This is a genomic window from Gaiella occulta (assembly GCF_003351045.1).
GTDB classification, from domain to species: Bacteria; Actinomycetota; Thermoleophilia; order Gaiellales; family Gaiellaceae; genus Gaiella; species Gaiella occulta.
In genome coordinates, this window is sequence record NZ_QQZY01000005.1 from 1 (window position 1) to 25,492 (window position 25,492).

Genomic DNA, 25,492 nt, shown 5'->3' on the forward strand with positions numbered 1-25,492 from the left:
CCGAGCACGCTGGAGCAACCGCTGGAAGCCCGCCCTCAACGCGTTCGCAGTGACATTCGAAGGACGAATCGAGATCAACGATTAACAAAATAGACAACAGGACTTACACCGAAAATCTGACAGACCCGCGCAAGCGGGCGACCGGATCAGCACCGCACCCGCGGATCTCGATCTGAAGGACGACACCAAAGAGGAGGCCTTCGAGGCGGCCCTCAAGCTCGCCTACGCCGTTTCCGGCGGCCGAGTTCGGCTCGACGAGCTAGCAGCCCGTAGCGGCCCCGGCGCGCGCGCCCGCTACGAGCAGCTCTACCCGCCGGCAATCCATGAAGCGGGCCTCGACGAGGTCGAGCTGCTCGAAACCTTCCCAGTCCTGACTACGGTCTTCGGCTACACCCGCGGCGAAGCGGCCGCCGGGGCCTCTACCCTCCGACCCTTCCGCGCAGCCGACGGCAGCATCCGCCTACACGCGATCAAGGCCGAAACCGAGGGCCTGCTCTTCCGCCTCGACCCACTCCGCGTCGCGAGCTGGCTCACCGCGCGCGGGCACCTCACGACCGCGCCGAGTGACCCGTACGAGGCGCGGCTGGCGATCATTCGCAGCTGCGAAATCCCGCGCGCCGGCGAAGACCCCGCGCTCGACACACCAGGCGCCGACCTTCTACGCCTCATCCACTCCCTCTCGCACCGAATCATCCGCAAGATTTCCGCCTTCGCCGGCGTCGAACGCGACGCGCTCAGCGAATACCTCGTCCCACTCCATCTCGGCTTCGTCGTGTTCGCCGCCAGCCGCGGCGACTTCGTCCTCGGCGGCCTCCAGGCCCTGTTCGAGAACGACCTCGACAAGGCGCTGCGAGAGGTCGTGCACGGTGAACCGCGCTGCGCACTCGACCCCGGCTGCACCCGCAACGGCTCCGCATGCGCCGTCTGCCTGCATGTCGGCGAACCATCCTGCCGCTACTACAACCAATTCCTCGCCCGAACCACCCTCTTCGGACCCGACGGCTACCTCAACCCATGACCGTGGAGCCGGAAACCTTCGTCGCGATCGGCGCCCTGCTTGCCCGCGCACGCAACCTCGACGAAGCAACTAACGCGAGGGAAGGCCGGGGTCAGGTCTTCTTCGTTCCACCTGGCCGTGATCGCGCCCGTCCAGCGGGGTTACGGTTTGCGCGAGATAGCCGAGACGTGCGGCGACGTTGCGCCCGCTGGGAGCCGTGCGCCAAGGCGATCAGTCGAGACGAAGAAGACGTGGCCTCCGATCATCAGCCGATCCTCGCAGACTTGCGGTCGGGACAGCCAAGTGGAACGAAGAAGACCAGACCCCCGATCCCCCCTATATGTCGACCTGGATGGTCATGGGCGTACGTTGTTGTCCTCGAGTTCCTTGCGGATCCGAGTGATGCCGCGGGCAAATCGCATCTTGCAGGTAGCTTCGCTCTGGCCGATGAGCTCGGCGATCTCGGCGAACGGCAGCCCGCGGAGGAGGCGAAGCACGACGACGGTTCGCTGCTCTTCGGATAGATGTGCGATGGCCGTCTCGAGCGCTGCCCGCACGTTCGGGCCGTACTCGTCGGTTGAGTGGAGTGTGTCGACATTCCATGGTGCTGCTGCCTGGGGCGTCCGGCTGCGCCGCCGTATCTCATCGGCCATCCTTCGGTATGCGACCGTGTACAGCCAGGCCAGCATCGAGTCAGGAGGCGTGGCGTCGCCTGCGAATGCTTCGACAGCGTCGGCGAACACGCGCTGGGTCAGATCCTCTGCGTCCGCGGGGCTGCCTGTTCGACGCATGAAGAAGCGGTAGATCCGCAGGCGGTACTGACGGTACGCGCGCTCGGCGAGGGTCGAGCGCTTCGGAGGGTGGGTCATCGAGTGCTCACGGCAGAAGTCAGACGGCGACCCTAGCCTGGCACGGACGCGTGCGAACTGGAAGCGGAGAGCACCGTTACTTTTCCGACGCCAACGCGACTTCTCTTCCCGGCAGCCGTCAGCGGACAACGTAGAGAGGAAGGTATGCGACCCACGGTTACCTCAAGCAGGCTAATCCTCATAGTCGCAGTGTTAGGCGCCGGAATTCTTGCAGGAAGCGCGGCTGCTGCGACTTACGAGCGGTTCTTGCCGGAGGGTTCCTACTCATATGGCACCAGTGCAAGCTCAAGCTACGGGTCGTCCTGGATCAAAGCGAACTCCCACACCACGACAGGGGTTGACAGAACGATCACGCTGATCGACAACGTTTCCTACTCATGGCACGACACTCATCGCAGCACCGCGCCTGACGTGTGGGCGTCGTGGAACAGCTCAACGGTGAAGAAGGGGTACTGCCTGCTGCACACAAGTGGGACGGTCGCATGCACCGTCTTCGACTACTGACCAGGAGGTGCTGGAGGTGACCAAGAATCGTCTCGTCCTCGTCGCGTCTCTCGTCGTCGCGATTGCTGTTGCGGGGGTTGCTATCGCCAGCGGCCGATCGCTCCTCTTCCCGACAGACGCACAGCAGGGTGCGCAGCTGCAAGAACTCGCTGCCAACGGTCTCGGTCAGAAGGCCGTCGGCTTTCCGAGTCAAATCGGTCGTCCCGATCTGGCCGTTTATGTCGCGCGACTCTCGGACGGATCGATTTGCGTGAGCGACGCGCAACTCAATGGCATCGCCTCTGGTGGCGCCTGCGGTCCGGCTGATTCGCCGCTTGGTGGGAAGCCGTTCATGGCCGTGTTTGCTTCCGCTGGTGGAGCGACAGGTGCGTCGTTGAAAGAGGCCCGGCTTTACGGCCTCGCCGATAGCTCGGTCGCGCAACTCAAAGCGGAAATGAGCGACGGCTCAACTGTTGTACTACCGCTTTTTGCGTCGAAGAGCGCGGATGTCCCTTATCGTGTCTTCGCTTACCGTGTCTCTCGGGCGGATCTCGCCGCGGGCGTTACACCGGTCACGGTTGTCGCCCATGACACTGCTGGCGGCGAGATCGCTCGACAAGAAACCGGGGTTGCAGGCTGATCCACGCAGAGAGCGCTCACGGGTGCCGGATGAGTTGACCCGTGAGCGCTCTGCGCCCTTCCGTCGTCGCGCCCTTCCGTCGTCGACTTGGGAAGCCAGGTCAAGGCGAGGGACCTAGTGCACCGTCTCGGTCTCATTTGGTCGTTTGCGTCAAGAGTGCCGCGGCCGCGGCTCCTCTTCTCCGAGAATCTTTCCGCCGGTCTGGTCCAGATGAAACGGTTTGGGGGTTGTCGTTGGTGGCTTTCAGGTCGGGCACGATCCCGCGATCAGGTCGGGCACGATCAGGTCGGGCACGGGGTGGAAGATGTCGTGTCAGATCGCTTTGCCAGTGAGCTTGCCGGAGGAACGGCTCGCCGAGGTTGAGCCACAGCTCGAGGTCGGCGTGAAGCGGGACAATTGGACGACGGCGCTGCTCGCGTCCAACAGGGTCGTCATCGAGTGCTCACGGCAGAGGTCAGACGGCGACCCTAGCCTGGCACGGACGCGTGCGAACTGGAAGCGGAGAGCCCCGTTACTTTTCCGACGCCAGCGCGACTTCTCTTCCCGACAGCCGTCAGCGGAAACGGCGGAAACGAAGGAGGGCGCGTGTGCGTTCCATCGATGTGACGCAATGGACCCGGGGAGGCCTGCGCAGACTCGCTCTCGTAGCTGCCTGCCTATTCCTCGTCGTTCTGCCACCCGCAGTCGCTCTGGCGGCGCAGATCACGTACGCCTCCGGTACGAACGGTGTTGGCGGCACGTTCGCCACGAGCGGCGAGGCGGTACGCGACTACAACCAGGTGTGGCACCAGGCGGGCCGCTCCTGGTGGGTCTGGTATCTGCATGGCTCCAGTCAAACCGGTCTGGTCTTCAACAGCTCGAACCCGACGAAGTACAACGGCGGCAGCGGCACGGTCGCCTACGCGAAATGCTCGAACAGCGACGACAACTCCGGCGTGACCTGGACATGCCAGACAACAAACTAGGAGGCGACGCGGTGAAGAATCCGTTTTCACGCTCGGCATCGTTCGTGCTCGGTGGCTCCGCGGCAATCGGCGCCATGCTCGCGGTGAGTGTCGTCGCATCCGCCGGAGGAGGCTTCGACGTGGAAACCGAAGCTGCAGCCCCGGCTCGCGCAGCCGACGTGCTTCCGAGTTTCAGCCGTGCTCGTACTGCAGACGACGCGTTGCCCGCCTCGGCGCAGGCAGGCCTCGCCCGTCTCCTCGCTGGTGGGGCACCAAGCGAAGCGCTCAACCCTGGAACGCCGCTTCCCACCGACAGTCGCAAGACAATCAGTGCCTACGGGCAGACGACCTACCTCGTCCCGACCGACAAACAACAGGCGTGCTACGTGGTGAGCCCGTCGGGCGACGCCGGGTGCACGGACGGGTCGGCGATCGCACGAGACGGCCTCGAATGGGGTCTCGTTGACCCGGATGGCTTCGATGCCGGTGCGCCCACGGTCGTGCACGGGCTAACAGGGGAAGGCGTCACAGGTGTTAGCGTCGCAACCGGCGCGACATCTCACCCGGCGATCGTGCGGGACGGTGCCTTCTACCTCGAGCTCCAGTCGAAGCCGACCGCGATCACCGTGCGCTTCGTGGACGGATCCGATAAGGAGTGGACCATTCCGGCGCCTCCGGCGCCGTAACCGCCAGGGCATTCCCGTCGGGGCTCTGCGGTTTCGCTCAGCCCCGACGGCTGCCTCAGCGGGATCGACGTCCTCCCTTCGGAAGTTCGCGGGGGTAACTGGTTCCCGTTGTGCCTGCCGCGGCGAGAGACATAGTGTGGGAACACCATGGACGAGGAACCGGTTAGCGTCTTCTCCAATGCCGAGATCGCCGAGGCGCTTGGCAACGATCCGGAGTTGCTCGCGATCGCCGACGCTATCGCGCAGACGCGCCCAGAGCCTGCTGGACAGACACATTGGCGCCGCACAGTCGTGCTTCTTGCCGCTGCCGTGGCGGCTGCCATCGTCGTTCTGCCTGCGCTCGCGTTCACGAACGTCATTCCCGGCGTCTCGGATTGGTTTTCCAGCCCCAAAGCGCCGAGACAGATCGTCCTCAGATTCGAAAGCCTGGGGCGGGGCGCACCGACGGGCATGGACCCCAGCGTCGTGGCTTCGGAGGCGCGAACACTCATGACGATCAGGTTGGCTGACGGCACCTCCGCCCGTCTTTTCATTGCGCCGACGCGTCAAGGTGGCTTCTGCCTCGAGATCGAGGGCCTCGGGGGGGGATGCGATGCGGCCAGAGAGATCATGTTCGGCGCCGGCTTCGCAGCGAAACGCTTCCCTCAGGGCCCGGCAGTCGTCTACGGCAGCGCCCTGACAAACAAGGCGGTAGAGGCGGAAATCCGCCCGGCCAAGGGTCAGACCCAGCGTGTCGCCCTGACCCGAGTCTCGGCTCCCATCGACGCAGGCTTCTTCGTCGTCGACCTCCCCGAGTCCGCGAACGCGTTCCCGATTCAGGTGAGCCTGCTCGACGACGACGGGAACGCGGTGGGCACGAAGACGATTCCGGCGCCGCCACGGCCGTGACAGCATCGCGACCTCCCGCGTTTGCGGCCAGCTGTGCCCGTCGCGGGCGTTACTTTCAGGCGTCTCGTGCGAAATACCGGTAAGAACGGGTCCTCGTACGACTCGGGAGGAGGATTGAATGAGGTATCGAGTCGCAATAGGAACGACGGTCGTCGCGCTGATCATCGCGCCAGTCTCGGCCGCAGCGACCTGGAGTTGGGGCTTCAACTACCTGGGCAACTCGTCGAGCAATGGCAACTGTATGGCGCCAGCGGTCGCCGTGCCGGGCGCCGTCTGCAGTGGGTGGAACTACTGGAACTCGAACTACATGGACAAGCGGGGTGGGGGATACGTTTACCTGGGCTGGCAAAAAGACGCGTACACGTCTGGGTTCATTGGCGTCTCGGGCGTCACCCAGGTTGCGACAGTGCCGAGCACCGTTGGGCTGGGTGGCTACCTGAAGTCCGCGGCCGAGTACGTCAGCGGCGCGGCGTCCTATCTCCAAACCCAGGCGTACTCCTGAGGAGGGACACAATCATGCGCAATCGGCTCTGGCGTGTGGCAGCTGGTCTGGCGATCGTCGTAGGCGTTGGGTTGTTCGCTCTTGTGGCAGCAGCACGCGAGGACGGTGCAGGGCTCGCAATCGAGACCTGGGCCGTCGGTAGCGACGGGACTCCGGTCGAAGTCGAGGGCCAAGCTGCTGAGCTGCTAGGGCGATTCGGTGGCCCGGGCCTGGACGCGCTCCGAGGCGTCTCGCTGATGAAATCTGTAGGTACGAACGGCGTGTTTCGAATTGCGACGACATCCGGTAAGTCGTGCGCCGCCGTCGGCCAATTCGAGGCTGGACGCGTGACCCAGCTCGGGATCGTGCAATGCCCGATCGATCCGAGCTTTCCGTCCGCGGAGCGTCCCGCGCTTGACCTCTCGGTGATCACGATCGCGAAGGGCGCTCCACGCGGGATCACGAGAGTTCAGGGCCTCGCGGCCGACGGTGTCGTCTCGATCGGCCTGGTCGACGCGACCGGCGCGATCGCCGCTGAGGTTCCGACCGCAGGAAACGCCTACCTCCTCGAGGATGTGCCGCCTGGAATTGTAGGTCTCGTCGCTCTGGACAAGGCGGGTACGGCAGTGCCGATTCAGGGCTCGCAGACGTGAGCGCAAGAAGGGGGAGCCGCCATGGCCAGTTGCGATCGTGCCGTCTACCGCTTTGCCAGGCTCTCGTCGCCTTCCTCCTGGCGGATGTCGATCTCCTTGTCGAGCAGTCCGGCTCGTTTCCCGTGAGATCGCAGCTTCGTTCCCGCGATCCGCCTCGAACTCGCGTAGTTCAGGATCCGGAGGCGTGAAACGTCCCCACCCCTCCGGATCCACTTTCGTCGTTGGCCGGCTTCCATAGGCGGCGCTACTGCGGCCGGGTCGCAGCGATCAGCTTCTCCAGATCCTGACGTCCGACCTCCGTCCCGCTTCTGTCGTAAGCAACAAGGAAGTATGGGCCGCCTGGGGCGAGCCTCCCGGAAGCGCCGGACGGGGCGAGCCCGCCGACGAAATAGCCGTGCGAGAGCGCGACCGGCATCGCTCCTGCCGACGACACGACCGCGAGGCCGGCGACGCGCGCGACGTCGACACGACCTTCGATGGTCACCTCGTAGCCGTAGGCCCCTTCCGACGTCTTCGCCCAGTCGATGTTCGTACTGACTGGACTGTCCTTGTTCATCCACTTCTGCGACGGCGGCGAATCGCTGCACTCCCCGGCGCCGGTGATCGTGGTCGGCACTCCCGCTGTCGCCGCCGACTTGTCGAGGAAGACGCAGTGGCCACCGCCTGCGTTCGGCGCCTGCCACACCGCGAGCTCCTGGCCGGACGGCAGCTTCGCCGAGACCAGCTTCGAGGCGCGGCTCAGATCCGGCACCGACGACGGCTGAGCGGTCGGACCCTTCCCAGCGTAGCCGGCGAAGCCGGGGATGTCCGCCAGCTTCCCGGTCACGGCGAGCGCCGGCGCGGCAAGTGCCGCGACGACGGTCGCCATGAGGAAGCCCCGTCCAAGCGTCATCCGCCGGTGTCGTGTCGTGCTTTCCCAGCGGCCATGATTGTCCATGTCATCCTCCTTCAGTTCGCAGTTTGGGACGTCGAGCTAGCGTCCGGCGCCTAGCAGGGCGTCGGAGAGCCGTACTCGCCGGAGGTGTCGCTCCTCCCGGTACCACCCACGTTGATGTAGTAGAAGTTGTGGATGTACGCACCGGTACAGGTCGCAAGCGGCGTCCAGCGATCCCCCGATCCGGACTGATCCTGCGCCGTGTGAAGCGTCTCGGCGAGGGCGGTTCCCGCCCGGTTCACGAGACGCACGTCGTAGGCCCACATCGGGGCTCCCGCATCACAGGCGGTGTGGCCGCCGCCCTTGCTCTGGTGCGAAACCGGAACCGGGATCCAGGTCGACGGCGTGCAGGTGGCCAGACTCCGAGCGTTGCCGCTCGCGGCGAGGACGGCGATCGCCACGAGGATGAGTCCTAGGGCGAGGATCGGAATCACCCGCGATCCACGCCTTGAAGAGAGCGTCGGCATTTCAAGTTCCCCTTCCGTTTGATGCCGAGCGTCGACGGCTGATGCGTTTCTGCACGGCCAGCTGGTTGCGGCACCAGCGAGGCCGGCAGTGTCAGCCAGTGCGTTCGAGCTGCGCGCCTGCAGGCCGGACAGGTCGTCTTCGCGCAAGACCGATGTTCCCCTACTGGCCCGCCTCCTTCCAATCGGAGTCCTGGTTCTCTTCAGCTAGTCGTTGAACCACGACAGAGGTAACGCAGGTCGCAGCCTGAACCGTGCGACCCGTGCCGCCCCTCGCAGGTGCGGCCAGGCAGTCAGATCCGCATCTTCCACCGTAAGCTGAGCAAGATCGAGGGGCGGTCGAAGGATCCAGACGAATCACAGCCGTGAGAGGAGAGGCTCTCGCAGCAGCCGCGTGAAGCTCAGGCGAGGATGACGCGCTCAGCCTCGTACACCACGAGCGGGGACGCTACTGTGGATCGAGGCGGCTGGAAGACCCCGCTCGGGTTCAGGTGCGAGGCGCCTGATCGAGGCGCTGCCCTCACATCCGATCGTGAACGTGAAGGTGGCAGCCGAGCTCCTCGGCGGAAGCGAGGAACGAGCCCGCCTGGCTGTAGTCCGCCTCGAGCAAGCCGGTGTCCTGAGACAGGCGACGGTCGGCAAGCGCAATCGCGCCCGGGAGAGCGCCGGCCTGCTCGACCATCTCGATCGGCTCGAGCGCAGCTTCGGAGCTCTCGAACGTACGCCGCAACCGGTTCGACGAACGTCCCGCTCGTAGCGCCCCCGCCGGTGGCATACGAGCGGCGTCCACAGGCCCGCGATGCCACGCTCAGGCGGGCGCGGGCGTGCGGCGGCGCGGCGCGAGGAGCCACAGCGCGAGCGCGAGCGCGAGCAGGGCGACCGCGGCGAAGGCCGTGCGCACGCCGGCCTCGCTGTCCGCCGCTCCCGCGGCAAGCGGCGAGACGAGCGCCGCCACCCCCCACGCGAGGTTCATCACGCCGACCGACGCCGCGGCGGACGCCTCCCCGCTCGCGCCGTGCGCACCCACCGCGTAGACGAGCGTGCCGATCGAGGAGCGGCACGCCGCCGAGACGACGAGGAAGCCGACGACGACGGCGGTGGAGAGGCTGATCGCCGGCAGCAGCCAGGCCGTCGCGAGGGCGGCGGCGCCGACGCCGAGCGCATGGACGTTCGTCCGTGCCGGCCCCACGCGACCGGCGACGGCCGCGGCCGCCGTCCACACGGCCGCCGAGACGCCGACCGCGACACCGATCGCCCCCGCCGAGAGCCCGTTGGCGGCGAGCACGAGCGGCGCGAGCAGCCCGGTCACGCCGGTGACGACGCCGAGGAGCGCGCTGACGAGCGTCGCGCCGCCGGCCGAGCGATCGTGGCGCACCGCGGCGAAGGCGTCGCGCAGGCGCGCCGCCGCGAGCGACGCCGCGGGCGCGCGGTCGAGTGCGACGAGGGCCGCGACCGGGGCGGTCGCGACGGCGAGAGCGGCGAAGGTCGCCCGCCAGCCCACCGCATCCGCGAGCACCCCGGCGAGCACCGGGCCGACGAGCCAGCCGGCTCCCGACACCGCGATCAGGCGCCCCGTTCCCGCGGCACCGCGCCCGTCCGCCATCGCCCGCGCCGGGCCGACCACCCACACGATGCCGAAGGAGACGCCGAAGGCGAGGCGACCCGCGAGCAGCGCCGGAAGCCCGGGGGCCGCGGCCTGGACAGCAAGCGAGAGCGGGATCAGCAGCGCCGCCGCGAGCAGCAGCAGCCGCGCGCCGACGCGGCCGACGAGGAGGCCGATGGGCAGCGCCGTCGCGAGCATGGCGAGCGTGGTCGTCGACAGGATCGCGCCCGTCTGCAGCGCCGTCAGCCCGAGGTCACGGCGGATCGCGGGAAGCAGCGGGAGCAGCGCAGCGTCCGCCGCGCTGTTCGCGAAGGCGAGGGCAACGAGTGGGCCGAGAGGAGACGACCGGCGCATGCAGACAGGATCGCCACGCCGCATCGATTCGTAAAATACGACTCTATGAACGCTCCGATCAGAAACCATGATCGCCTTCTCGGTATCGAGGTGCGCCACCTCGCGGCGCTCGAGGCCGTCGCCGCCAGCGGCTCGTTCGCCGAGGCCGCGCGCACGCTCGGCTACTCGCAGCCGGCGATCAGCCAGCAGATCGCCACGCTCGAGGCCGCGGCGGGCATGCGCCTGCTCGAGCGGCCGGGCGGCCGGCGGCCGGTCACGACGACGGACGCGGGCGAGCGGCTGCTGCGCCACGCGCGGCGGGCCGCCGCGGCGATGCGGGCGGCGGAGGCCGACCTGAACGCGCTCGCCGAGGGCGAGGCCGGCACCGTTCATGTCGGCACCTTCCAGAGCGCAGGCATCCGGCTCCTCCCCGGTGCGATGCGCCGCTACGTCGAGCGCTGGCCGGGGATCGAGGTGCGCCTGACGGAATCCCCCTACGACGAGCGCCTGCGCGAGCAGCTCCAGCGCGGCGAGCTCGAGCTGGCTTTCGTCCTGCGCACGGCCGACCCCGACCTCGAGCACGCGCACGTCCTCTCCGACCCCTACGTGCTGCTCGCTCCCGCCGCCTCCGAGCTCGCGCGGGCAGGCGCGCCGGTGCGCGTGCGCGAGCTGGCGCGGCTGCCGCTGATCGCCTACCGCCGCCCCGAGGAGGGCGGCGAGGCATTCCTGCGCGGCCGCGGCATGGAGCCGCAGATCGTCTTCCGCTCCGACGAGAGCGGCATCGTGCAGGGCCTCGTCGGCGCCGGGATCGGCTACGCGCTCGTGCCGCTGCTCGCGGTCGAGCGCTCGGACAGGGAGGTCGCCGTGCTCGACGTGGTCGGCGTCCCTCCGCGCGAGATCACGATCGCCTGGCACGCCGCGCGCGACCTCTCGCGCGCCGCCTCGGCGTTCGTCGAGGTCGTGCAGGAGGTTGCCGCGGAGGTGGCCGCCGAGCTCGGCGGCGGCCGTGGCCGATCCTGAGCGGGCGCGGTCTCCCCCCGCACCCGTGTGCGACGATCCGGCCTGATGCCCGCCGAGCGCCGCACCACGCCCGTCCGCCGGACGACCGTCGCATGAACGTGCTCACCGTGGTCGGCAACCGGCCGCAGTTCGTCAAGTCCGCCCCGCTCTCGGTCGCCCTGCGGGACGCGCGCATCCACGAGACCGTCGTCCACACCGGCCAGCACTGGGACGACGAGATGTCGGCCGTCTTCTTCGACGATCTCGGCATCCCCGCTCCGGCGCACCTGCTCGACCTGCGCACCGCGGACGCGGACGTGCTGCGGGCAGCCGCCGCGCGCGTGGTCGCGCTCGAGCGGCCCGACGCCGTGCTCGTCCTCGGCGACACGAACACGACCCTGGCGGGCGCCCAGGCCGGGGCCGCGGCCGGCGTGCCCGTGGCCCACGTCGAGGCCGGGTTGCGGTCGGGCGACCTGACGATGCCCGAGGAGCGCAACCGCATCGCGGTCGACGCGATCTCCGCGCTGCTGTTCGCGCCGGACGAGCGCTCCGCGGCGACGCTGCGGGGCGAGGGCGTGGAGGGCGAGATCCACGTCGTCGGCGACGTGATGGCGGACGCGGCGCGCCGCTTCGTGCCGCTCGCCCGCAGCCGCTCGCGCATCCTCGCGCGGCTTCGCCTCGAGCCGGGCTCCTACGTCGTCGCAACCGTGCACCGGGAGGCGAACGTGCGGCCGCAGCGCCTGGAGCGCATCGTCCGCGGGCTCGGGGCGTGCGGGCGCCCGACGGTGCTCCCCGCGCACCCGCGCACCCGCGCCGTGCTGGCGCAGAACGACGTGGCCGTGCCGCCGAACGTGTCCGTGATCGAGCCGCTCGGCTATCTCGACTTCGCGGCCCTCGCCTCGCAGGCGGCGGTGATCGCGACCGACTCGGGCGGATTGCAGAAGGAGGCGTACTGGTACGGGGTGCCGTGCGTGACGATGCGCCCGTCGACCGAGTGGATCGACACCGTCCTCGCGGGCGCGAACACGCTCGTCGACGACGACCCGGCCCGGATCGCCGCCGCGATCGAGACGGCGCGGATGCCGGCCGAGCGTCCCGTCCTCTACGGCGACGGGCACGCCTCCGGGCGGATCGCCGCCGCGCTGGCCGCTACGATTGCCCGCCGTGCATCGTGACGTTGCCATCGTGGGCGCCGGCTACGTCGGCGTACCTCTCGCCCAGGTCTTCGCCGACGCGGGACGCTCCGTCCTGCTCGTCGACGTCAGCGCCGAGCGCGTCGCGCAGCTGAACCGCGGCGAGAGCTACATCGAGGACGTCCCGAGCGCGAAGCTGAAGCAGCTCGTCGAGGAGCGCGGGCTGCGCGCCACGACCGACTACGACGAGCTGCGCGAGGCGGATGCGATCCTGATCGCCCTGCCGACGCCACTGTCCAGGCAGCGCGAGCCCGACCTCTCGATCGTCCTCTCCGCCGCCGAGCAGATCGCGGCGCGTCTGCGGCCGGGCCACCTCGTCGTGCTCGAGTCGACCACCTATCCCGGCACGACGCGCGACGAGATCCTGCCGATCCTGGAGCGCGGCTCGGGGCTCGTCGCCGGCGTCGACTTCCACCTCGCCTTCTCGCCCGAGCGCGTCGACCCCGGCCGGCTCGACTTCACGACGAAGAACGTGCCGAAGGTCGTCGGCGGCGTCAACGACGCCTCCACCGAGGCTGCGGCCGCCCTCTACGGCAGCGCCGTCGACTCCGTGCACCGCGTCTCCACGCCCGAGGCGGCCGAGCTCACGAAGCTGCTCGAGAACATCTTCCGCTCCGTCAACATCGCGCTCGTGAACGAGCTCGCGCAGCTGTGCGACCGCATGGGAATCGACATCTGGGAGGTGGTCGACGCCGCCGCGACCAAGCCGTTCGGCTTCATGCGCTTCGAGCCCGGCCCCGGCCTCGGCGGCCACTGCATCCCGATCGACCCGTTCTACCTCACCTGGAAGGCACGCGAGTTCGACTTCTCGACCCGGTTCATCGAGCTCGCCGGCGAGGTGAACCAGAACATGCCCTACTACTGCCGCTCCCGCGTCTCGCAGGCGCTCAACCACGGCGCCGGCAGGTCGCTGAAGGGGTCGAGCATCCTCGTGCTGGGCGTGGCCTACAAGGCGGACATCTCCGACACGCGCGAGTCGCCCGCCGTGAAGCTGATCCAGCTGCTGCAGAACGCCGGCGCCGCCGTCGCCTACCACGACCCGCACGTGCCGTCGTTCGAGGAGCACGGGACGACCCTCTCCTCGGCGCCGCTCGAGCCCGGCGCCTACGACGCCGTCGTCATCGCCACGGCCCACACGAGCATCGACTACGCCCGGCTCGTCGACGACGCGCGGCTCGTCGTCGACCTCCGCAACGCGATCGGTCGCCACGGGATCGAGAGCGACAAGGTGTGGAAGCTGTGATCAGGGTCGCCCACGCCGGTGTCGGCGGCTGGGGCAAGAACGTCGTGCGCGTGGTCGGGGAGCTCGCCGAGCTCGCCTGGGTGTGCGACACCGACGAGCGCCGCCGGGCGGAGTACGCCGAGCGGTACCCCTCGGCTCGCGTCACCGCGTCGTTCGACGAGATGCTCGACGACGACACCGTCGACGCCGTCGTGATCGCGACGCCCGTGCCGACGCACCACGCGCTCGCCAGGAAGGCCCTCGAAGCCGGCAAGCACGTGTTCGTGGAGAAGCCGCCGGCGATGCGCGGCGCCGAGATGGAGGAGCTCGTGACGCTCGCACGGGGGGCGGGGAAGGTGCTCATGCCGGGGCATCTGCTCCTCTACCACCCGGGCCTGCGCAAGGTGAAGGAGCTCGTGGACGCCGGCGAGCTGGGCGACGTCGCGTGCATCTACGGGAACCGGCAGAACCTCGGCGTCATCCGCTCGAACGAGAACGCGCTCTGGTCGCTCGGCGTCCACGATCTCTCGGTCATCCTCTGGCTGCTCGGCGAGGAGCCGAGCGAGGCCGTCGCCCACGGCATCGACCGTCTCCAGAAGGGCATCGAGGACGTCGTCTTCTGCTTCCTGCGCTTCCCGTCCGGGAAGATCGCGCACATGCACCTGTCCTGGCTCGACCCGCACAAGATGCGGAAGATGACGGTCGTCGGGCTCGAGAAGATGGTCGTGTTCGACGACATGGAGCTCGAGCGCAAGGTGACCGTGTACGACAAGGCGCCGTGGGAGCCGGCCGAGACCTACGGCGAGTGGCGCACCCGCACCGGCGACATCTTCAGCCCCAAGATCCCGAACGACGAGCCGCTGCGACTCGAGATGCAGCACTTCCTCCGGCTCGTCGTCGAGGGGCCCGGCGGCCACCGCGAGGCGCTCGACGGGCTCGCGGTCGTCCGCGCGCTCGACCGCTTGACGACCTCGCTCCGCACCGGAGCGCCGGCGTGAGCGTCGAGGTGCACCCGAGCGCGATCGTCCATCCCGGCACCGTGCTCGGCGAAGGCGTGAAGGTGCTCGAGTACGCGGTCGTGGGCAAGCAGCCGTCGCTGTCGCCGCGGTCGACCGCGAGCCGCGAGCCGCTGCCGCCGACGGTCATCGGCGAGGGCACGATCGTCTCCACCGCTGCGATCGTGTTCGCCGGGTCGACGATCGGCGCCCGCGTCATCCTCGGCGACCAGTCCTGCGTGCGCGAGCGCGTCACGATCGGCGACGACGTCGTGCTCGGACGCGGCTCCCTGATCGAGAACGACAGCACCGTGGGGGCGCTCGCGAAGATCCAGGCGGACGCGTACATCACCGCCTACTCGACGCTCGAGGAGAGCGTCTTCATCGCCCCGTGCGTCGTGACGACGAACGACAACTTCATGGGCCGCACCGAGAAGCGCTTCGGGAACGTCAAGGGGCCGACGATCCGGCGCGGTGCGCGGATCGGCGGGGGGGCGATCCTGTGCCCGGGGATCGAGGTCGGCGAGGAGGCGTTCGTCGGCGCCGGCGCCGTCGTCACGAAGGACGTGCCGCCGCGGGTCGTCGTCGTCGGGAGCCCCGCGCGCGTGCTGCGCGAGGTTCCCGACGACGAGCTGCTCGAGAACGCGTAGGGGAAGCCGAAGGCGCCGCTACCACGCCTTGACGACGCTGAGACGGTAGGCGCCGCCACCCGGCCGCTCCAGGCGCAGTTGCAGGGAGTACCAGCCGGCATGCGGCGCCCGGTAGGAGACGCGCACGCGCTGCCCGGCCGCCGAGCGGCGCACACGGCCGGTCGGCCGGCCGGCGGCGGCGAGGCTCTCGCTGCCCGGCCTCCACAGCGAGAGAGACGCGGCGGCCTGCGGCGTCGCCCCGCCGTAGGACGCGTACAGCGCCTGCCCGCGCCGCAGGTAGACGCGGTAGACGTCGTCGCGGTCGTCCCAGTAGTCGAGGGTCGCGTCCACACGGCGCTTCACGCCGTAGAGCGGGTAGGCGCTCGCGCCGGCGCCGTCGTTGGGCTCGAACGCGTCCCGCGCCGGTCGCGGCGCGGCGAGAGCGGCGGCGGCGTCGAGCCGCCCCCAGCCGGTGAGGGGGTCCCTGCCGGGCGCGCACTTCGCGCACCCGTTCGCCGCGGTCGCGTCGACGGCGGAGCGCTCGATCAGCGCCGCCGCCTGACCGGGGGCAAGCGACGGGTCGGCGGCGATCAGCTGGGCCGCGGCGGCCGTCACCTGCGGGGCGGCGAAGCTCGTGCCCTCGGCATTCCGGTACTCGTCGGGACCGCACGAGGAGTAGCCCTGCTCGCTGCACTCGGGTCGCTGCGCGGTGATCGCCAGCGGGAGCGTCGAGAGGATCTCCTCGCCCGGCGCCGCGACGTCGTTGAACACCGGGTCGCGGTTCGAGAACAGCGGCGCGTCGCCGCTGCGGGCGAGTGCGCTGACGCCGAGCACGTGCGGCAGCGCGGCCGGCCAGCTCGCATACGGCCACGGCTGGGAGGGAGCCTGGTCGGAGTTCCCCACCGCGGCCACGACGAGGACGCCCTTCGACACGGCGTAGGCGACCGCGTCCGCCTCGAGCCGCGAATAGGTGTCCCGCGAGGCGTCGGCCGGGTCGCGCAGGCCGCCGAGGCTCATGTTGATCACCCGCGCTCCGCGCGCGACGGCCCAGCGGATCGCCTTCGCCTCCGCCTCGACCGAGATCGAGCGCTGCGGGCCGACGACCTTGGCGACGAGGAGCTGCGCGGACGGCGCCAGCCCCGCGATCCCGACGCCGTCGTCGGCTGCGGCGGCGATGAGGCCGGCGACGAAGGTGCCGTGGCCCTGCGTGTCGGACGTGTCCGACGGGTCGCCGCCGACGAAGCTCCGCGCCGCGGCGATGCGGCCCGCGAGCTGTGGGTGCGTCGCGTCGACGCCGGAGTCGATCACGGCGACACGCACGGCGGCGAGCGGCGGCAGCTCGGTCCAGGCGTCGTAGGAGCGGTTCTGCGCCAGGTACCACTGCCGCGGCAGGAACGGGTCGTTGGGCGTGAACGCGGGCCGTCGCACGCGCAGCGGCTCCACGTAGCGGACGCCGCGCACGCCTGCCAGGGCGGCGGCGTCCGCGGTGTCGACGACGAGCGCGGGAAGCGGCGCGAGGCTCTCGACCGGCGTCGCGCCGCGCGCCCGCAGTTCGCGCGCGACGCCTGCGGAAGCGGCATCCGGCTCGAGACCGACCACGTAGCGTGCCGCGGCGGCGCCGGCCGGCGCGACGAGAGCGAGCACGATCGCGGCGGCCGCGGCCGCCGCGCGCCCCGTCATGAGGCCCCGTCGGAGATTGTCAGCGTCAAAGCGGGCCCGGGCAGGCCGGATGCGGTTAGCCGGTAGGTGGCCGTTGCCGTCGGGCGCACGGTCACCTGGAAGGCGCCGTCCTCGGCAGGAGCGACCTTCGCGGTCGGCAGCCACGCACCCGTGGCGCCGAGCTTCTCGAGCACGGCGCCGTCGACGTCGCGCGCGATCCCCGACACCGTGACCGGCGCCCCGGGGGCCACGGGGCCCGACGGACGCGTGATGCGCAGCACCCCGATCCGGAATGCCGTCGAGCGCAGCCTGAGCCGGGCGCGCACGTCGGCGGCCTTCAGCAGCGTGCGCGTGCCCGCCCGGGTCACGAGCGTGACCGAGGCGGGCCTCCCGGAGGGCGTCGGCACGATCTCGACGTCGACGACGGGCGAGGGAAGCCCGAACGCCTTCGCGAGCGCAGCCGATGTGTACGTTCGCGGCGGCCAGCGGTGGTAGGGGGACTCCGCGTCCCACGGATCGTCACGCGTCCGCAGATAGGCGAACGGAACCCCGAACACGTCCGCGCTGGCCGCGGTGCGCCCTCCCGAGGACGCCGAGTAGAGCGTCGTCGCGACCTTGCCGTCGAACGTGAGGATCTCGCCGCGCGTCGCCTTCACGGCCGCGGTCGTGCTCGGCGACTCCGCGGCGACGCCGCGGTAGACCTGGCTGCGCTGGTCGGAGTAGAGGTCGAAGGGACGGTTCTTGACGAGGTTCGCGAGCGCGTACGAGCGCGCTGCCACGGCCTGCGCCTGCAGGGCGGCAGCGGGCCACTCCTTCGGCATCTCGCCCGGCACGACGCCGAACAGGTACGCGTCGAGGCCGACGGCGTCGATCACCTGCAGGGCGCCGTCCACGACCGAGACGCGCAGCTCGCCCCGGTAGCCGTTGCCGCCGAGCGTGAGCGGGCCTCCCTTGCCGGGCAGGAAGGCGAGCGGCCCGGGCAGCACGGTCGGCTGCCCGTCGATCGTCAACGCCAGGTCGGGCGCGAGCGTAAGCTCGCCCGCCGGGAGGGGAGTCCTGGCACCGGTGGCGTCGCGAACCGCGAACGGCACGGACGAGCCGATCGTCACCGTCGTCAGGCCGGCGCCGAGGAGCACGCGCACGCGGGAGCGGGGCGAGGTCGCGATCGTCGTCCCGGGGTAGTAGAAGTCGAGGATGTCTCGGTAGCTGCGGCCGGCGTTCGCCTGCGCGAGCGCGCCGAACTGGCTCAGGCCCACTCCGTGGCCGTAGCCGCCGCCGGTGAGCACGTACACGGGGGAGGAGAGCGCCGGCGCGGGGGCGGGGGCCGAGTCGCCCGGCGGCGTCGCCGCGGATGCGCCGGCGGCGAGCGCCAGCACGGAGAGGAGGAGGATCAGATGCCGCACGAAATGCCCCATAGGGTCATTCTCGGTCGGACGGCTCAGCCCTTGAGCCGGCTCGCGTACTGCTCCTCGTAGTAGGCACGGTAGGCGCCCGACTTGATGGGCTCCCACCAGGCGCGATTCTCCCGATACCAGTCCACCGTCTCGGGCAGGCCGGTCTCGCCGAACGAGTGCCGCGGGCGCCAGCCCAGCGCGCGCAGCTTGGCGTCGTCGACGGCGTAGCGGCGGTCGTGCCCGGCCCTGTCCTCGACGTGGCGGATCAGCGAGGGGTCGGCGCCGGTCAGCTCGAGGATGCGGTAGGTGACCTCGAGGTTCTCGTGATCCTCGCCGCCGGCGTTGTAGATCTCGCCGGGCGCGCCCTCGTGCAGGACGAGCTCGATGCCCGCGCAGTGGTCCTCTGCGTGGAGCCACTCGCGCACCTGCTTGCCGTCGCCGTAGACGGGGAGGGGCTGCCCCTCGAGCGCGTTGGTGACGAAGAGCGGCACGAGCTTCTCGGGATACTGGTTGGCGCCGTAGGTGTTGGCGCCGCGCGTGATCGACGCGTTCACCCCGTAGGTGCGGACGTAGGCGAGCACCTGCAGGTCGCCGCCGGCCTTGGCCGCGCTGTAGGGGCTGGAGGGGCGCAGCGGATCGTCCTCGCGGGCGCGGCAGCCGGCCTCGAGGTCGCCGTACACCTCGTCGGTCGACACCTGCACGTAGCGGGCCCCCGTCTCCCGCGCCAGCTCGAGCAGGCACATCGTGCCGAGCACGTCCGTGTGCACGAACTCCTTCGGGCCGAGGATCGAGCGATCGACGTGCGTCTCGGCCGCGAAGTTGACGATCGCGTCGCAGCCGGCGCCCGCGCGCGCGACCGCCTCGGGGTCGGCGATGTCGCCGACGACGAGCTCGTGCTCGACGCCCGCGAGGTTGGCCGGGTTGCCGGCATAGGTGAGCTTGTCGAGCACGACGACGTCGTGGCCCCCACGGACGAGGCGCTTGACGAAGTGGGACCCGATGAAGCCGGCGCCGCCCGTGACCAGAACGCGCATCGCGCAAGGGTACCGCGCGCGGTCGCACGCGAGGCCCGCGGCAGGAGCGCTCAGGCGCGCCGAGCGAGCCCCTCCCGCCTGCCCGCATCACGCGGCGGTGGCTCCGGGAGCATGCGGGGCGCGCGTCAGCTCGAAAGCGCCGCGAGCAGCTCCGCGACCTCGACCGGCAGCGCGTCGGCGCAGGTGGCGCACGTGGCACAGGCCTCGTGGCCGATGCCGGCCGCCGGCTCGCGTCCGACCCTCCAGAAGACGCTGCCGCTCGCGCGAGCCTCCTCGACGACGGCCAGGAGCACAGCGACGACGTCCGCGTCCCACTGGCTGCCGGCATGCTCCTCCAGGATCGAGGCAGCCGCCTCTTTCCCGAGCCCGTCGCGGTAGTGACGCGTGTGCACGATCGCGTCGTAGGCGTCCGACGCGGCGATTATCCGCGCCTCGAGGGGTATCTGCTCGCCGCTGAGGCCGTCGGGGTATCCCCTCCCGTCGACGCGCTCGTGGTGGGAGCGCACGAACCCGGCCGCGGGCGCGAGCTCGCGCGCGGCGAGAAGGAGCTTCTCCCCGTCGCTCGTGTGACGCTTGATCCGCTCGTACTGGTCGTTCGTGAGACGTCCCGGCTTCTTCAGGATCGCGTCGTCGACCGTGAGCTTCCCGACATCGTGGAGGAGCGCGGCGAGGCCGAGGTAGCGAAGCCGGCGAGGCTCGACACGGAGACGTTCGCCGACGCGCATCGCCGTCTCGGCGACGCGGACGACGTGGTCGCGCGTCTGGGGATCCTTGGCGTCGAGGGCGGCGACGAAGCGCCGCACGACCGGCGCCAGGCCGAGCTCGAGCGTCGCGAGCGGATCCCGCTCGACGATCGGAGCGAGGAGGTCGCGCACCGGCCGCTCGGCGCGATGGCCGAGCGCGACGGCGCCGCAAGCCGCGAGAACGCCGACGGTGTCGAGCAGGTGCACGATCCAGAAGCCGAGGCTGAACGGGCGTTCCCCCACCCACTGGATCGCCGTCACGCCGATGAATGCGAAGCCGAGAGCTCCAACCAGCGTCGCCCTCAGCTCGCCCACCCAGTACAGCCGCAACTGGCCGTAGGAGATCGTCAGCATGACCAGCACCGACGCCGCCGCCACCGCGACGGTGGCCGGGTGGCGCGGCCCCGGTATGCCGAACGCAGACGGGAGTGCGAGAAGCAGCGCGGAGACGCCGACCACGAGAGCGATCCAGGCGGCCACCCATCGGCGCCAGCGCCGAGCGACCCACTGCGCCGGGCCGGTGCGCGAGGCGAGCAGCGGCGAAGCGATCGCGACGGCGACCGGGAGCGAGAGGAGGGTCGTTGCCGTAACAGCCGTGTTGGGGCCGTAGAGGACGCCCGGCACGGCGATGCCGTGCGCAAGTGCGAGCAGCGACAGGCCCAGCAAGCTACCTCCGAGGAGGCCCACCTCGGCCGTGTCGTCCCGCATCCCGACGACGACCACCGCGGCCGACGCGAGCACGCAGAGCGCCGCGGTCACGACGACGAGCGAGAACAGCTCCAGCGGGGCGTCCCAGACGACGGCGGCCACCGGGCCGACGCTCGTGGCTCCGATCAGGCTCCCTGCTGCGACGACCGTCGCAACCCACACCGCGAGGCCGGGCCGGCTCGTGCTCCCGTGCATTCTGCTCTTGTCGGCACGCCGGAAGCCGAGGTTGAGACCTGCGGACGGGGCCGCCGCGCCTCGACTCCTGGACGCCGTGCCACGTTCGTCGACGGCTTCGACGCCGCCAGACGAGCGCGAGCGACGCGAGCGCGAATCTCGCGCTCTCCGGTCGGGTCGAACGGATCGTGAACCTGGAGCGCAGCCTGGATCCACCGATCCGCGCGGCCCGGACGGCCCCCGGCGGCCACGCCGATCGGCGGATCCATGCTCGGTCAGGTGGCCGAGGTGTCCGCTCTGTGAGATCGTCGGTGCCGTGAGAGAGGACGCACGAGCCGCTCGCCCCGGGCATGCCGCGCCGGCGCTCGTCCTGCCGACGCTCGACGGGGCCCTCTTCGACCTCGAAGATCTCCGCGAGCGGGCGGTGCTCGTCAGCTTCCTGCGGCACGCCGGCTGACTGATCTGCCGCGCGCACCTCGTGAAGGTGCTCGGAAAGCGCGACCGCATCGAGGCGCTCGGCGGAGCGGTCGTGTTCGTCGTCCACGACGATGCCGAGCGCGTCCGCGAAGGCCTGCTGAGAGGGCTCGACGTCCCCTTCCCGGTGCTCGTCGATCGGGAGCGGCGGGCCTACGAGGCGTGGGGAATGGGACGGTCCAGCGTGGCGGGGGTCTGGCTCGACCCCCGCGTGTGGCTGCGCTACGCACGGCTGCTCGCCGGCGGACACCCTCCGCTGCGGCTCGGCGACGACACGCTGCAGCTGGGTGGGGACTTCGTCGTCGCCCCGGCGGGCATCGTCACCTACGCGCGTCCGCAGAATCGGGATGATCGACCGCCGGTCGGCGTGCTCGTCGAGGAGCTCCGCCTCGCGGCGGGGGAACGGAGCGAGGGCCGCTCCTGATGAATCCTTTCGTGCGTTTCCGCATCAGAGCTCGTGAAGGCGGCATACGCGGCGCCGACGGGAAGGCCGTGACGTGAAGATCGTGGCAGGAGAAACGGTGGTCGAGGAGATCCGCAGCCAGGGTGGCTCCGTCTACGTCTGGCCCTGCAAGCGCTGCTGCGGCGGAACGATCAGCCTCGACGCCGCGACCAGCCCGCCGGACGGTGAGTTCGAGCTCGTCACGGCCGAGCCGCTGCAGGTGTTCGCCAGACCCGGGATGCGGCTGCCGCGCGAGCTCCACCTCGAGCTCGACCGGAAGTCGCGCGTCCGCGCGTACTGGGACGGCCTGGTCTGGATGGTCTAGTCGCCGAGGTCGGGTTCGAGCAGCTCGCGTAGCTGCATGCGGCCGCGATGGATCCTGCTCTTCGTCGCCGAGACGGAGAGGCCGAGCGCGTCCGCGACCTCCTCGTTCGAGAGGCCGGCGAGATCGCGGAGCACGACCGCCTCCCGGTAGTCGAACGGGAGCGCCGCGAGTGCCGCGCGCACACGGTCGCGGGTGTCCGCCGACTCGACGCTGAGGGCCGGCTGCACCTCGACGCGCGCGTCATGGACGGCTGCGGCCCCCGGCGAGTCGAGGTCGACGGTCTCCAGGCGTTTCCGGCGGCGCCGAGCGAGACTCTCGTTGACTCCGATGCGATACAGCCACGTGAACACCGCCGCCTCGCCGCGGTAGCGGTCGAGGTTGCGCCACGCCTGCACGAACACGTCCTGAACCGCCTCCTCGACGTCACGTGTGTCGTCGAGGATGCGCCTGACCACGAGTCGCAGGCGGTGCTCGTGGCGGCGGACGATCTCGGAGAACGCCTCCACGTCGCCCCGCCGCGCGGCGGCGAGCAGCGCCGCGTCGTCTTCCGCTTCCGTGCTCACGCACGGATCCTAGAGGGGCGGACGCGGTCGGCCGCGACCACGCCGACATCCTGAATCGCCGGCCCGTCACGCGGCATCTGACGACGTGTACCCGTCAAGCAACGCTACAGGAGGAACAACCACATGGTGGGATCGACCCGTGGTCGCGTCAGGCGCATGAGGTTCGTCGCGCCGCTCTCAGCCCTGGTCGCGGCCGGGCTCATCGCCGCCGCAGCGTTCGGATCATCCGGTGGGGCCGCGACGTCGAACGCACAGGCCCAGGAGATCGCGAAGCTGCGCGCCCAGCTCGCACTGACACAGCAGGACGCAAGGCTCTGGCAGCAGCTCGTCCAGAACTTCAGGCCGGCGAAGGGCCTCGGGCTCAACTCCATGTCCGACCATGAGGTGCTGATGCTCCCGAGCGGCCTCCTGATGGCCCTTCACTTCGACAGCATGAACCTCGCGAAGGCGAAGAACCTGAACTGGGTCGCCGTCGGGATTCCCGGCGTGTTCACGAAGGCCGACCAAGCGCGGGTGAACAAGCTCTACGGTCCCGGCGTCACGCACTTCCACGACCTCAAGACCGACGTCCACGGCGGCAAGCCGGGCACGAAGGGCGTCTGGTTCATCCACATCGGCGCCCGCAACTTCACCTCGCCGTTCGGCAAGGTGACGCAGGGCAAGATCGACCCGAACTTCATGCCGACCATTCCTCCCAAGTAGCCCATCTCGTTCGAGGCGCCGGGCCGATTCTCGGCCCGGCGCCTCGACTCCAACGCCGGCCATGCCGAGGCGCCGCACCCTCATCACACTCCTCCTCGCAGTCGCCGTCCTCGCCGGGGCCGGAGCCGCCGTCCTGGTCGCGACGCGCGACGGCGCGCCGTCGGAGGAGGATGTGCTCGACTCGATCGGGAAGGCGCTCGCGACCACACCGCTCCCGAACGTCGGCCTCGGCGAGGGATCCCCGCCACCGCCCGCCGCGCTCAAGGCGGGTTGGAAGACCGACTTCGGGAAGCACAGCGTCCCGTTCACGGAGATCCAGTCCGGCGGGCCGCCGAAGGACGGCATTCCCGCGATCGACGCCCCCCGGTTCGTGGCGGTCGGGGACGCCCGCTTCCTCCGCGACCGCGAGCCCGTGATCGCTCTCGACCTGAACGGGGAGGTGCGGGCCTACCCGATCCAGATCCTGATCTGGCACGAGATCGTCAACGACGACTTCGGAGGCACTCCGCTCGCCGTGACGTTCTGCCCGCTGTGCAACACGGCCATCGTCTTCGACCGCCGGATCGGCGGGCGCGTTCTCGACTTCGGCACGACCGGCAACCTGCGCAACTCGGACCTCGTGATGTACGACCGCCAGACGGAGTCGTGGTGGCAGCAGTTCGGAGGCGAGGCGATCGTCGGTGCGCTCACCGGCACGAAGCTGAAGCAGCTGCCGGCGCGGATCGTCTCCTGGGCGCAGTTCCGCCGCGAGAATCCCGACGGCAAGGTCCTCTCGAGGCAGACCGGATACCAGCGCTCCTACGGGGACAACCCCTACGTCGGCTACGACGACGCGTCGTCGCCGCCGTTCTTCGCCGCCGCGAACGCGGGTGACGACCGGCTGCCGCCGAAGGAGCGAGTGGTGTATCTCGAGGACAAGGGGCAGGCGGTCGTCGTCCCGTTCTCGCTGCTGCGCAAACGGCGGCAGGTGACGGTCGAACTCGGCGCCCGCAGGCTCGACGTGCGCTGGACGCCCGGCGTCGCGTCGGCGCTCGGGGACTCGACGATCGCCAACGGCGCCGACGTCGGCTCGGCACAGGTGCTCGAGAACGGCAAGGCGGTGCCCTTCGACGAGCCCTTCTGGTTCTCGGTCGCGGCCTTCCGGCCCGATGCGCGCATCGTCCGCTAGCGCCACGCCTCCGCAGCCGGCCTCACGAGACGAGGAGAGGAAGCGCGCCGCCGCTACGCGGCAGCGGCTCGCTCGTTCAGGAGGCCGGCGAGCTGCGCGGCCTGCTCGGCCGACCCGACCGGCAGGCGCTCGCGCAGCCGTCCGTCCCGCTCGACGACGTCGACGGCGTGACGCCAGAGGCCGTACGTCCCACCGAACGGCGCCGCCAGCAGTCCGACCGGGTTGAAGCGGCGGACGGCGCGCGCGCGCGGGAACGGCTCGCGCCGTGCCAGCGGCACGAGGATCCCGCGGCGGTCGAGCCGCGCCAGGTCGGAGGCGCCGCCGACCGGAGCCCCGTCGATCGTGATCTGCGGCACCGACGCGCGACCGGTCAGCTCGAGCAGCATGCGGCGGAAGCCGGGCACGCCGTCGCCGCGCACCTCCGTGAACGAGATGCCGCGACGGCGCAGCAGCGCCCGCGCGCGCTCACAGTGGGCGCACCCCGGCAAGGTGTAGACGGCGACGGTGCTGTGGTCAGCGTCCATGTCGCACGGCTGGACGCACAGGTACCGCCGCGCGTTTCGGCGCGTCGCGCCGGATCCGCAGGCAGTCGCAGAGCGTCTCGATCGCACGCTCGGCGTCGCGGACGATCCAGAAGCTGAGCGCGGCGAGGGGTAGCTCGACGAGCACGGCTTCGGCCGCCGCGAGCGCGAGCTCGCTGCCGCCCTGCGCGGTGAGGACGTCGAACCACGCGTCGACGACGAGCAGGGTGCCCGTCGCGCTCGCCGCCGCAGCCAGCCAGGGCGAGTGCCGGACAGCGCTGAGCGCCGTCGACGCGAGGCCGAACGCGAGGGCGACGTCGAAGCCCGCCCACGCGAGATCCCAGTGGCGCGCAGTGTGGGTCGCGGGCAGCGTCCGCGAGAGCCAGAACGCCCACGGGACGAGGAAGAGCGCGAGCACCGCGAGCGCCGGTGCGAGCCGGCCGAGGCTCGGCATACGGTACGGCCCGCGCGTCCCGGTCGCTTCTTCCACGTGCTGTCCGACCCCGGTCGCCCGGCACGGGATTCAGCCGCCCGTCACGCCTCGCCCCGCTCGAGCCGGGGGGCGAATCGCC

General features: G+C 70.4%; 29 protein-coding genes. 16 read left to right on the forward strand and 13 right to left on the reverse strand.

The genetic code is table 11. From position 1 onward, the window contains the following. Positions 1-658 precede the first annotated feature (658 nt). Complete coding sequence (locus tag Gocc_RS15690; protein WP_147281260.1) at positions 659-934, reverse strand: hypothetical protein; 276 nt, start codon at positions 932-934, stop codon at positions 659-661. A 419-nt stretch (positions 935-1,353) separates the two neighbouring features. Beyond that, positions 1,354-1,866 carry an RNA polymerase sigma factor gene (locus Gocc_RS10375; protein ID WP_114796505.1) on the reverse strand — a complete coding sequence of 171 codons (513 nt, stop codon included), beginning with the start codon at positions 1,864-1,866 and terminating at the stop codon, positions 1,354-1,356. A gap of 511 nt (positions 1,867-2,377) precedes the next feature. Between Gocc_RS10375 and Gocc_RS15695 the strand changes: the two genes are divergently transcribed. From Gocc_RS15695 to Gocc_RS15710, 6 genes are all read left to right on the forward strand, one after another. Continuing rightward, a complete protein-coding gene (locus tag Gocc_RS15695; RefSeq protein WP_147281261.1) occupies positions 2,378-2,989 on the forward strand; it encodes a hypothetical protein in 612 nt (203 codons plus the stop codon). 587 nt (positions 2,990-3,576) lie between these two features. Beyond that, positions 3,577-3,954, forward strand: a complete 378-nt coding sequence (locus Gocc_RS15700; RefSeq protein WP_147281262.1) for a hypothetical protein — start codon at positions 3,577-3,579, stop codon at positions 3,952-3,954. An 11-nt stretch (positions 3,955-3,965) separates the two neighbouring features. Further along, entirely contained in the window at positions 3,966-4,619 is a 654-nt protein-coding gene (locus Gocc_RS15705; protein WP_147281263.1) for a hypothetical protein, read from the forward strand. 147 nt (positions 4,620-4,766) lie between these two features. Next, positions 4,767-5,507 carry a hypothetical protein gene (locus tag Gocc_RS10380; protein WP_114796506.1) on the forward strand — a complete coding sequence of 247 codons (741 nt, stop codon included), beginning with the start codon at positions 4,767-4,769 and terminating at the stop codon, positions 5,505-5,507. Positions 5,508-5,625: 118 nt separating this feature from the next. Next, entirely contained in the window at positions 5,626-6,009 is a 384-nt protein-coding gene (locus Gocc_RS10385; RefSeq protein WP_114796507.1) for a hypothetical protein, read from the forward strand. A 14-nt stretch (positions 6,010-6,023) separates the two neighbouring features. Beyond that, complete coding sequence (locus Gocc_RS15710) at positions 6,024-6,641, forward strand: hypothetical protein (RefSeq protein WP_147281264.1); 618 nt, start codon at positions 6,024-6,026, stop codon at positions 6,639-6,641. A gap of 244 nt (positions 6,642-6,885) precedes the next feature. On the opposite strand, the gene Gocc_RS10395 is transcribed toward Gocc_RS15710, so the two are convergent. From Gocc_RS10395 to Gocc_RS15715, 4 genes are all read right to left on the reverse strand, one after another. Continuing rightward, on the reverse strand, positions 6,886-7,578 hold the full coding sequence (locus tag Gocc_RS10395; protein ID WP_147281265.1) for a hypothetical protein: 693 nt from the start codon (positions 7,576-7,578) through the stop codon (positions 6,886-6,888). 50 nt (positions 7,579-7,628) lie between these two features. Further along, complete coding sequence (locus Gocc_RS10400; protein WP_147281266.1) at positions 7,629-8,189, reverse strand: hypothetical protein; 561 nt, start codon at positions 8,187-8,189, stop codon at positions 7,629-7,631. Between the two features lie 370 nt (positions 8,190-8,559). Next, entirely contained in the window at positions 8,560-8,769 is a 210-nt protein-coding gene (locus tag Gocc_RS10405) for a hypothetical protein (protein WP_114796511.1), read from the reverse strand. Positions 8,770-8,847: 78 nt separating this feature from the next. Further along, the gene (locus Gocc_RS15715; protein ID WP_181813564.1) at positions 8,848-9,996 is read right to left on the reverse strand and encodes an MFS transporter; all 1,149 of its coding nucleotides are present in this window, start codon (positions 9,994-9,996) and stop codon (positions 8,848-8,850) included. Between the two features lie 45 nt (positions 9,997-10,041). Here Gocc_RS15715 and Gocc_RS15720 point away from each other — a divergent pair, with 45 nt between their 5' ends. The 5 genes from Gocc_RS15720 to Gocc_RS16950 all read left to right on the forward strand — a co-directional run bounded on the left by Gocc_RS15720 (position 10,042) and on the right by Gocc_RS16950 (position 15,034). Next, positions 10,042-10,995 carry a LysR family transcriptional regulator gene (locus Gocc_RS15720; RefSeq protein ID WP_147281268.1) on the forward strand — a complete coding sequence of 318 codons (954 nt, stop codon included), beginning with the start codon at positions 10,042-10,044 and terminating at the stop codon, positions 10,993-10,995. A 92-nt stretch (positions 10,996-11,087) separates the two neighbouring features. Continuing rightward, positions 11,088-12,149, forward strand: a complete 1,062-nt coding sequence (gene wecB / locus Gocc_RS10415) for a non-hydrolyzing UDP-N-acetylglucosamine 2-epimerase (RefSeq protein ID WP_114796513.1) — start codon at positions 11,088-11,090, stop codon at positions 12,147-12,149. Beyond that, the gene (locus Gocc_RS10420; protein ID WP_245904910.1) at positions 12,139-13,410 is read left to right on the forward strand and encodes a nucleotide sugar dehydrogenase; all 1,272 of its coding nucleotides are present in this window, start codon (positions 12,139-12,141) and stop codon (positions 13,408-13,410) included. The genes wecB and Gocc_RS10420 overlap by 11 nt, the downstream gene beginning before the upstream one ends. After that, entirely contained in the window at positions 13,407-14,387 is a 981-nt protein-coding gene (locus Gocc_RS10425) for a Gfo/Idh/MocA family protein (protein WP_181813565.1), read from the forward strand. The genes Gocc_RS10420 and Gocc_RS10425 overlap by 4 nt, the downstream gene beginning before the upstream one ends. Continuing rightward, on the forward strand, positions 14,384-15,034 hold the full coding sequence (locus tag Gocc_RS16950) for an acyltransferase (RefSeq protein ID WP_181813566.1): 651 nt from the start codon (positions 14,384-14,386) through the stop codon (positions 15,032-15,034). Before Gocc_RS10425 ends, Gocc_RS16950 begins: the two co-directional genes overlap by 4 nt. A gap of 18 nt (positions 15,035-15,052) precedes the next feature. Here the strand turns inward: Gocc_RS16950 and Gocc_RS10440 are convergent, their stop codons facing one another. From Gocc_RS10440 to Gocc_RS10455, 4 genes are all read right to left on the reverse strand, one after another. Beyond that, positions 15,053-16,693 (reverse strand): S8 family serine peptidase, encoded by a 1,641-nt coding sequence (locus tag Gocc_RS10440; RefSeq protein ID WP_114796516.1) that lies wholly within the window; start codon positions 16,691-16,693, stop codon positions 15,053-15,055. Further along, positions 16,690-18,087, reverse strand: a complete 1,398-nt coding sequence (locus Gocc_RS10445; protein WP_114796517.1) for a SpoIID/LytB domain-containing protein — start codon at positions 18,085-18,087, stop codon at positions 16,690-16,692. Before Gocc_RS10445 ends, Gocc_RS10440 begins: the two co-directional genes overlap by 4 nt. Positions 18,088-18,110: 23 nt before the next feature. Further along, positions 18,111-19,100, reverse strand: a complete 990-nt coding sequence (gene rfbB, locus Gocc_RS10450; protein ID WP_114796518.1) for a dTDP-glucose 4,6-dehydratase — start codon at positions 19,098-19,100, stop codon at positions 18,111-18,113. A gap of 125 nt (positions 19,101-19,225) precedes the next feature. Then, positions 19,226-20,746, reverse strand: a complete 1,521-nt coding sequence (locus Gocc_RS10455; RefSeq protein WP_181813567.1) for an HD-GYP domain-containing protein — start codon at positions 20,744-20,746, stop codon at positions 19,226-19,228. Positions 20,747-21,041: 295 nt separating this feature from the next. Here Gocc_RS10455 and Gocc_RS16200 point away from each other — a divergent pair, with 295 nt between their 5' ends. From Gocc_RS16200 to Gocc_RS10465, 3 genes are all read left to right on the forward strand, one after another. Next, entirely contained in the window at positions 21,042-21,182 is a 141-nt protein-coding gene (locus tag Gocc_RS16200; protein ID WP_181813568.1) for a hypothetical protein, read from the forward strand. Positions 21,183-21,203: 21 nt separating this feature from the next. Further along, entirely contained in the window at positions 21,204-21,623 is a 420-nt protein-coding gene (locus Gocc_RS10460; RefSeq protein ID WP_181813569.1) for a peroxiredoxin-like family protein, read from the forward strand. An 82-nt stretch (positions 21,624-21,705) separates the two neighbouring features. Continuing rightward, positions 21,706-21,966, forward strand: coding sequence for a hypothetical protein (locus Gocc_RS10465; protein ID WP_147281269.1), 261 nt, complete (start codon positions 21,706-21,708; stop codon positions 21,964-21,966). On the opposite strand, the gene Gocc_RS10470 is transcribed toward Gocc_RS10465, so the two are convergent. Further along, a complete protein-coding gene (locus tag Gocc_RS10470; protein WP_114796522.1) occupies positions 21,963-22,529 on the reverse strand; it encodes an RNA polymerase sigma factor in 567 nt (188 codons plus the stop codon). The two genes, Gocc_RS10465 and Gocc_RS10470, sit on opposite strands and share 4 nt — an antisense overlap. Before the next feature lie 156 nt (positions 22,530-22,685). On the opposite strand from Gocc_RS10470, the gene Gocc_RS10475 reads away from it, so the two are divergent. After that, positions 22,686-23,231 (forward strand): hypothetical protein, encoded by a 546-nt coding sequence (locus Gocc_RS10475; RefSeq protein WP_114796523.1) that lies wholly within the window; start codon positions 22,686-22,688, stop codon positions 23,229-23,231. A 61-nt stretch (positions 23,232-23,292) separates the two neighbouring features. Next, the gene (locus Gocc_RS10480; protein WP_114796524.1) at positions 23,293-24,399 is read left to right on the forward strand and encodes a DUF3179 domain-containing protein; all 1,107 of its coding nucleotides are present in this window, start codon (positions 23,293-23,295) and stop codon (positions 24,397-24,399) included. Positions 24,400-24,452: 53 nt separating this feature from the next. On the opposite strand, the gene Gocc_RS10485 is transcribed toward Gocc_RS10480, so the two are convergent. Together Gocc_RS10485 and Gocc_RS10490 are read right to left on the reverse strand one after the other, a co-directional pair. Further along, complete coding sequence (locus tag Gocc_RS10485) at positions 24,453-24,923, reverse strand: glutaredoxin domain-containing protein (RefSeq protein ID WP_114796525.1); 471 nt, start codon at positions 24,921-24,923, stop codon at positions 24,453-24,455. Continuing rightward, positions 24,913-25,410: a hypothetical protein gene (locus Gocc_RS10490; RefSeq protein ID WP_147281270.1), complete on the reverse strand. Its 498-nt coding sequence runs from the start codon at positions 25,408-25,410 to the stop codon at positions 24,913-24,915. Before Gocc_RS10490 ends, Gocc_RS10485 begins: the two co-directional genes overlap by 11 nt. Between the last annotated feature and the right edge of the window lie 82 nt (positions 25,411-25,492).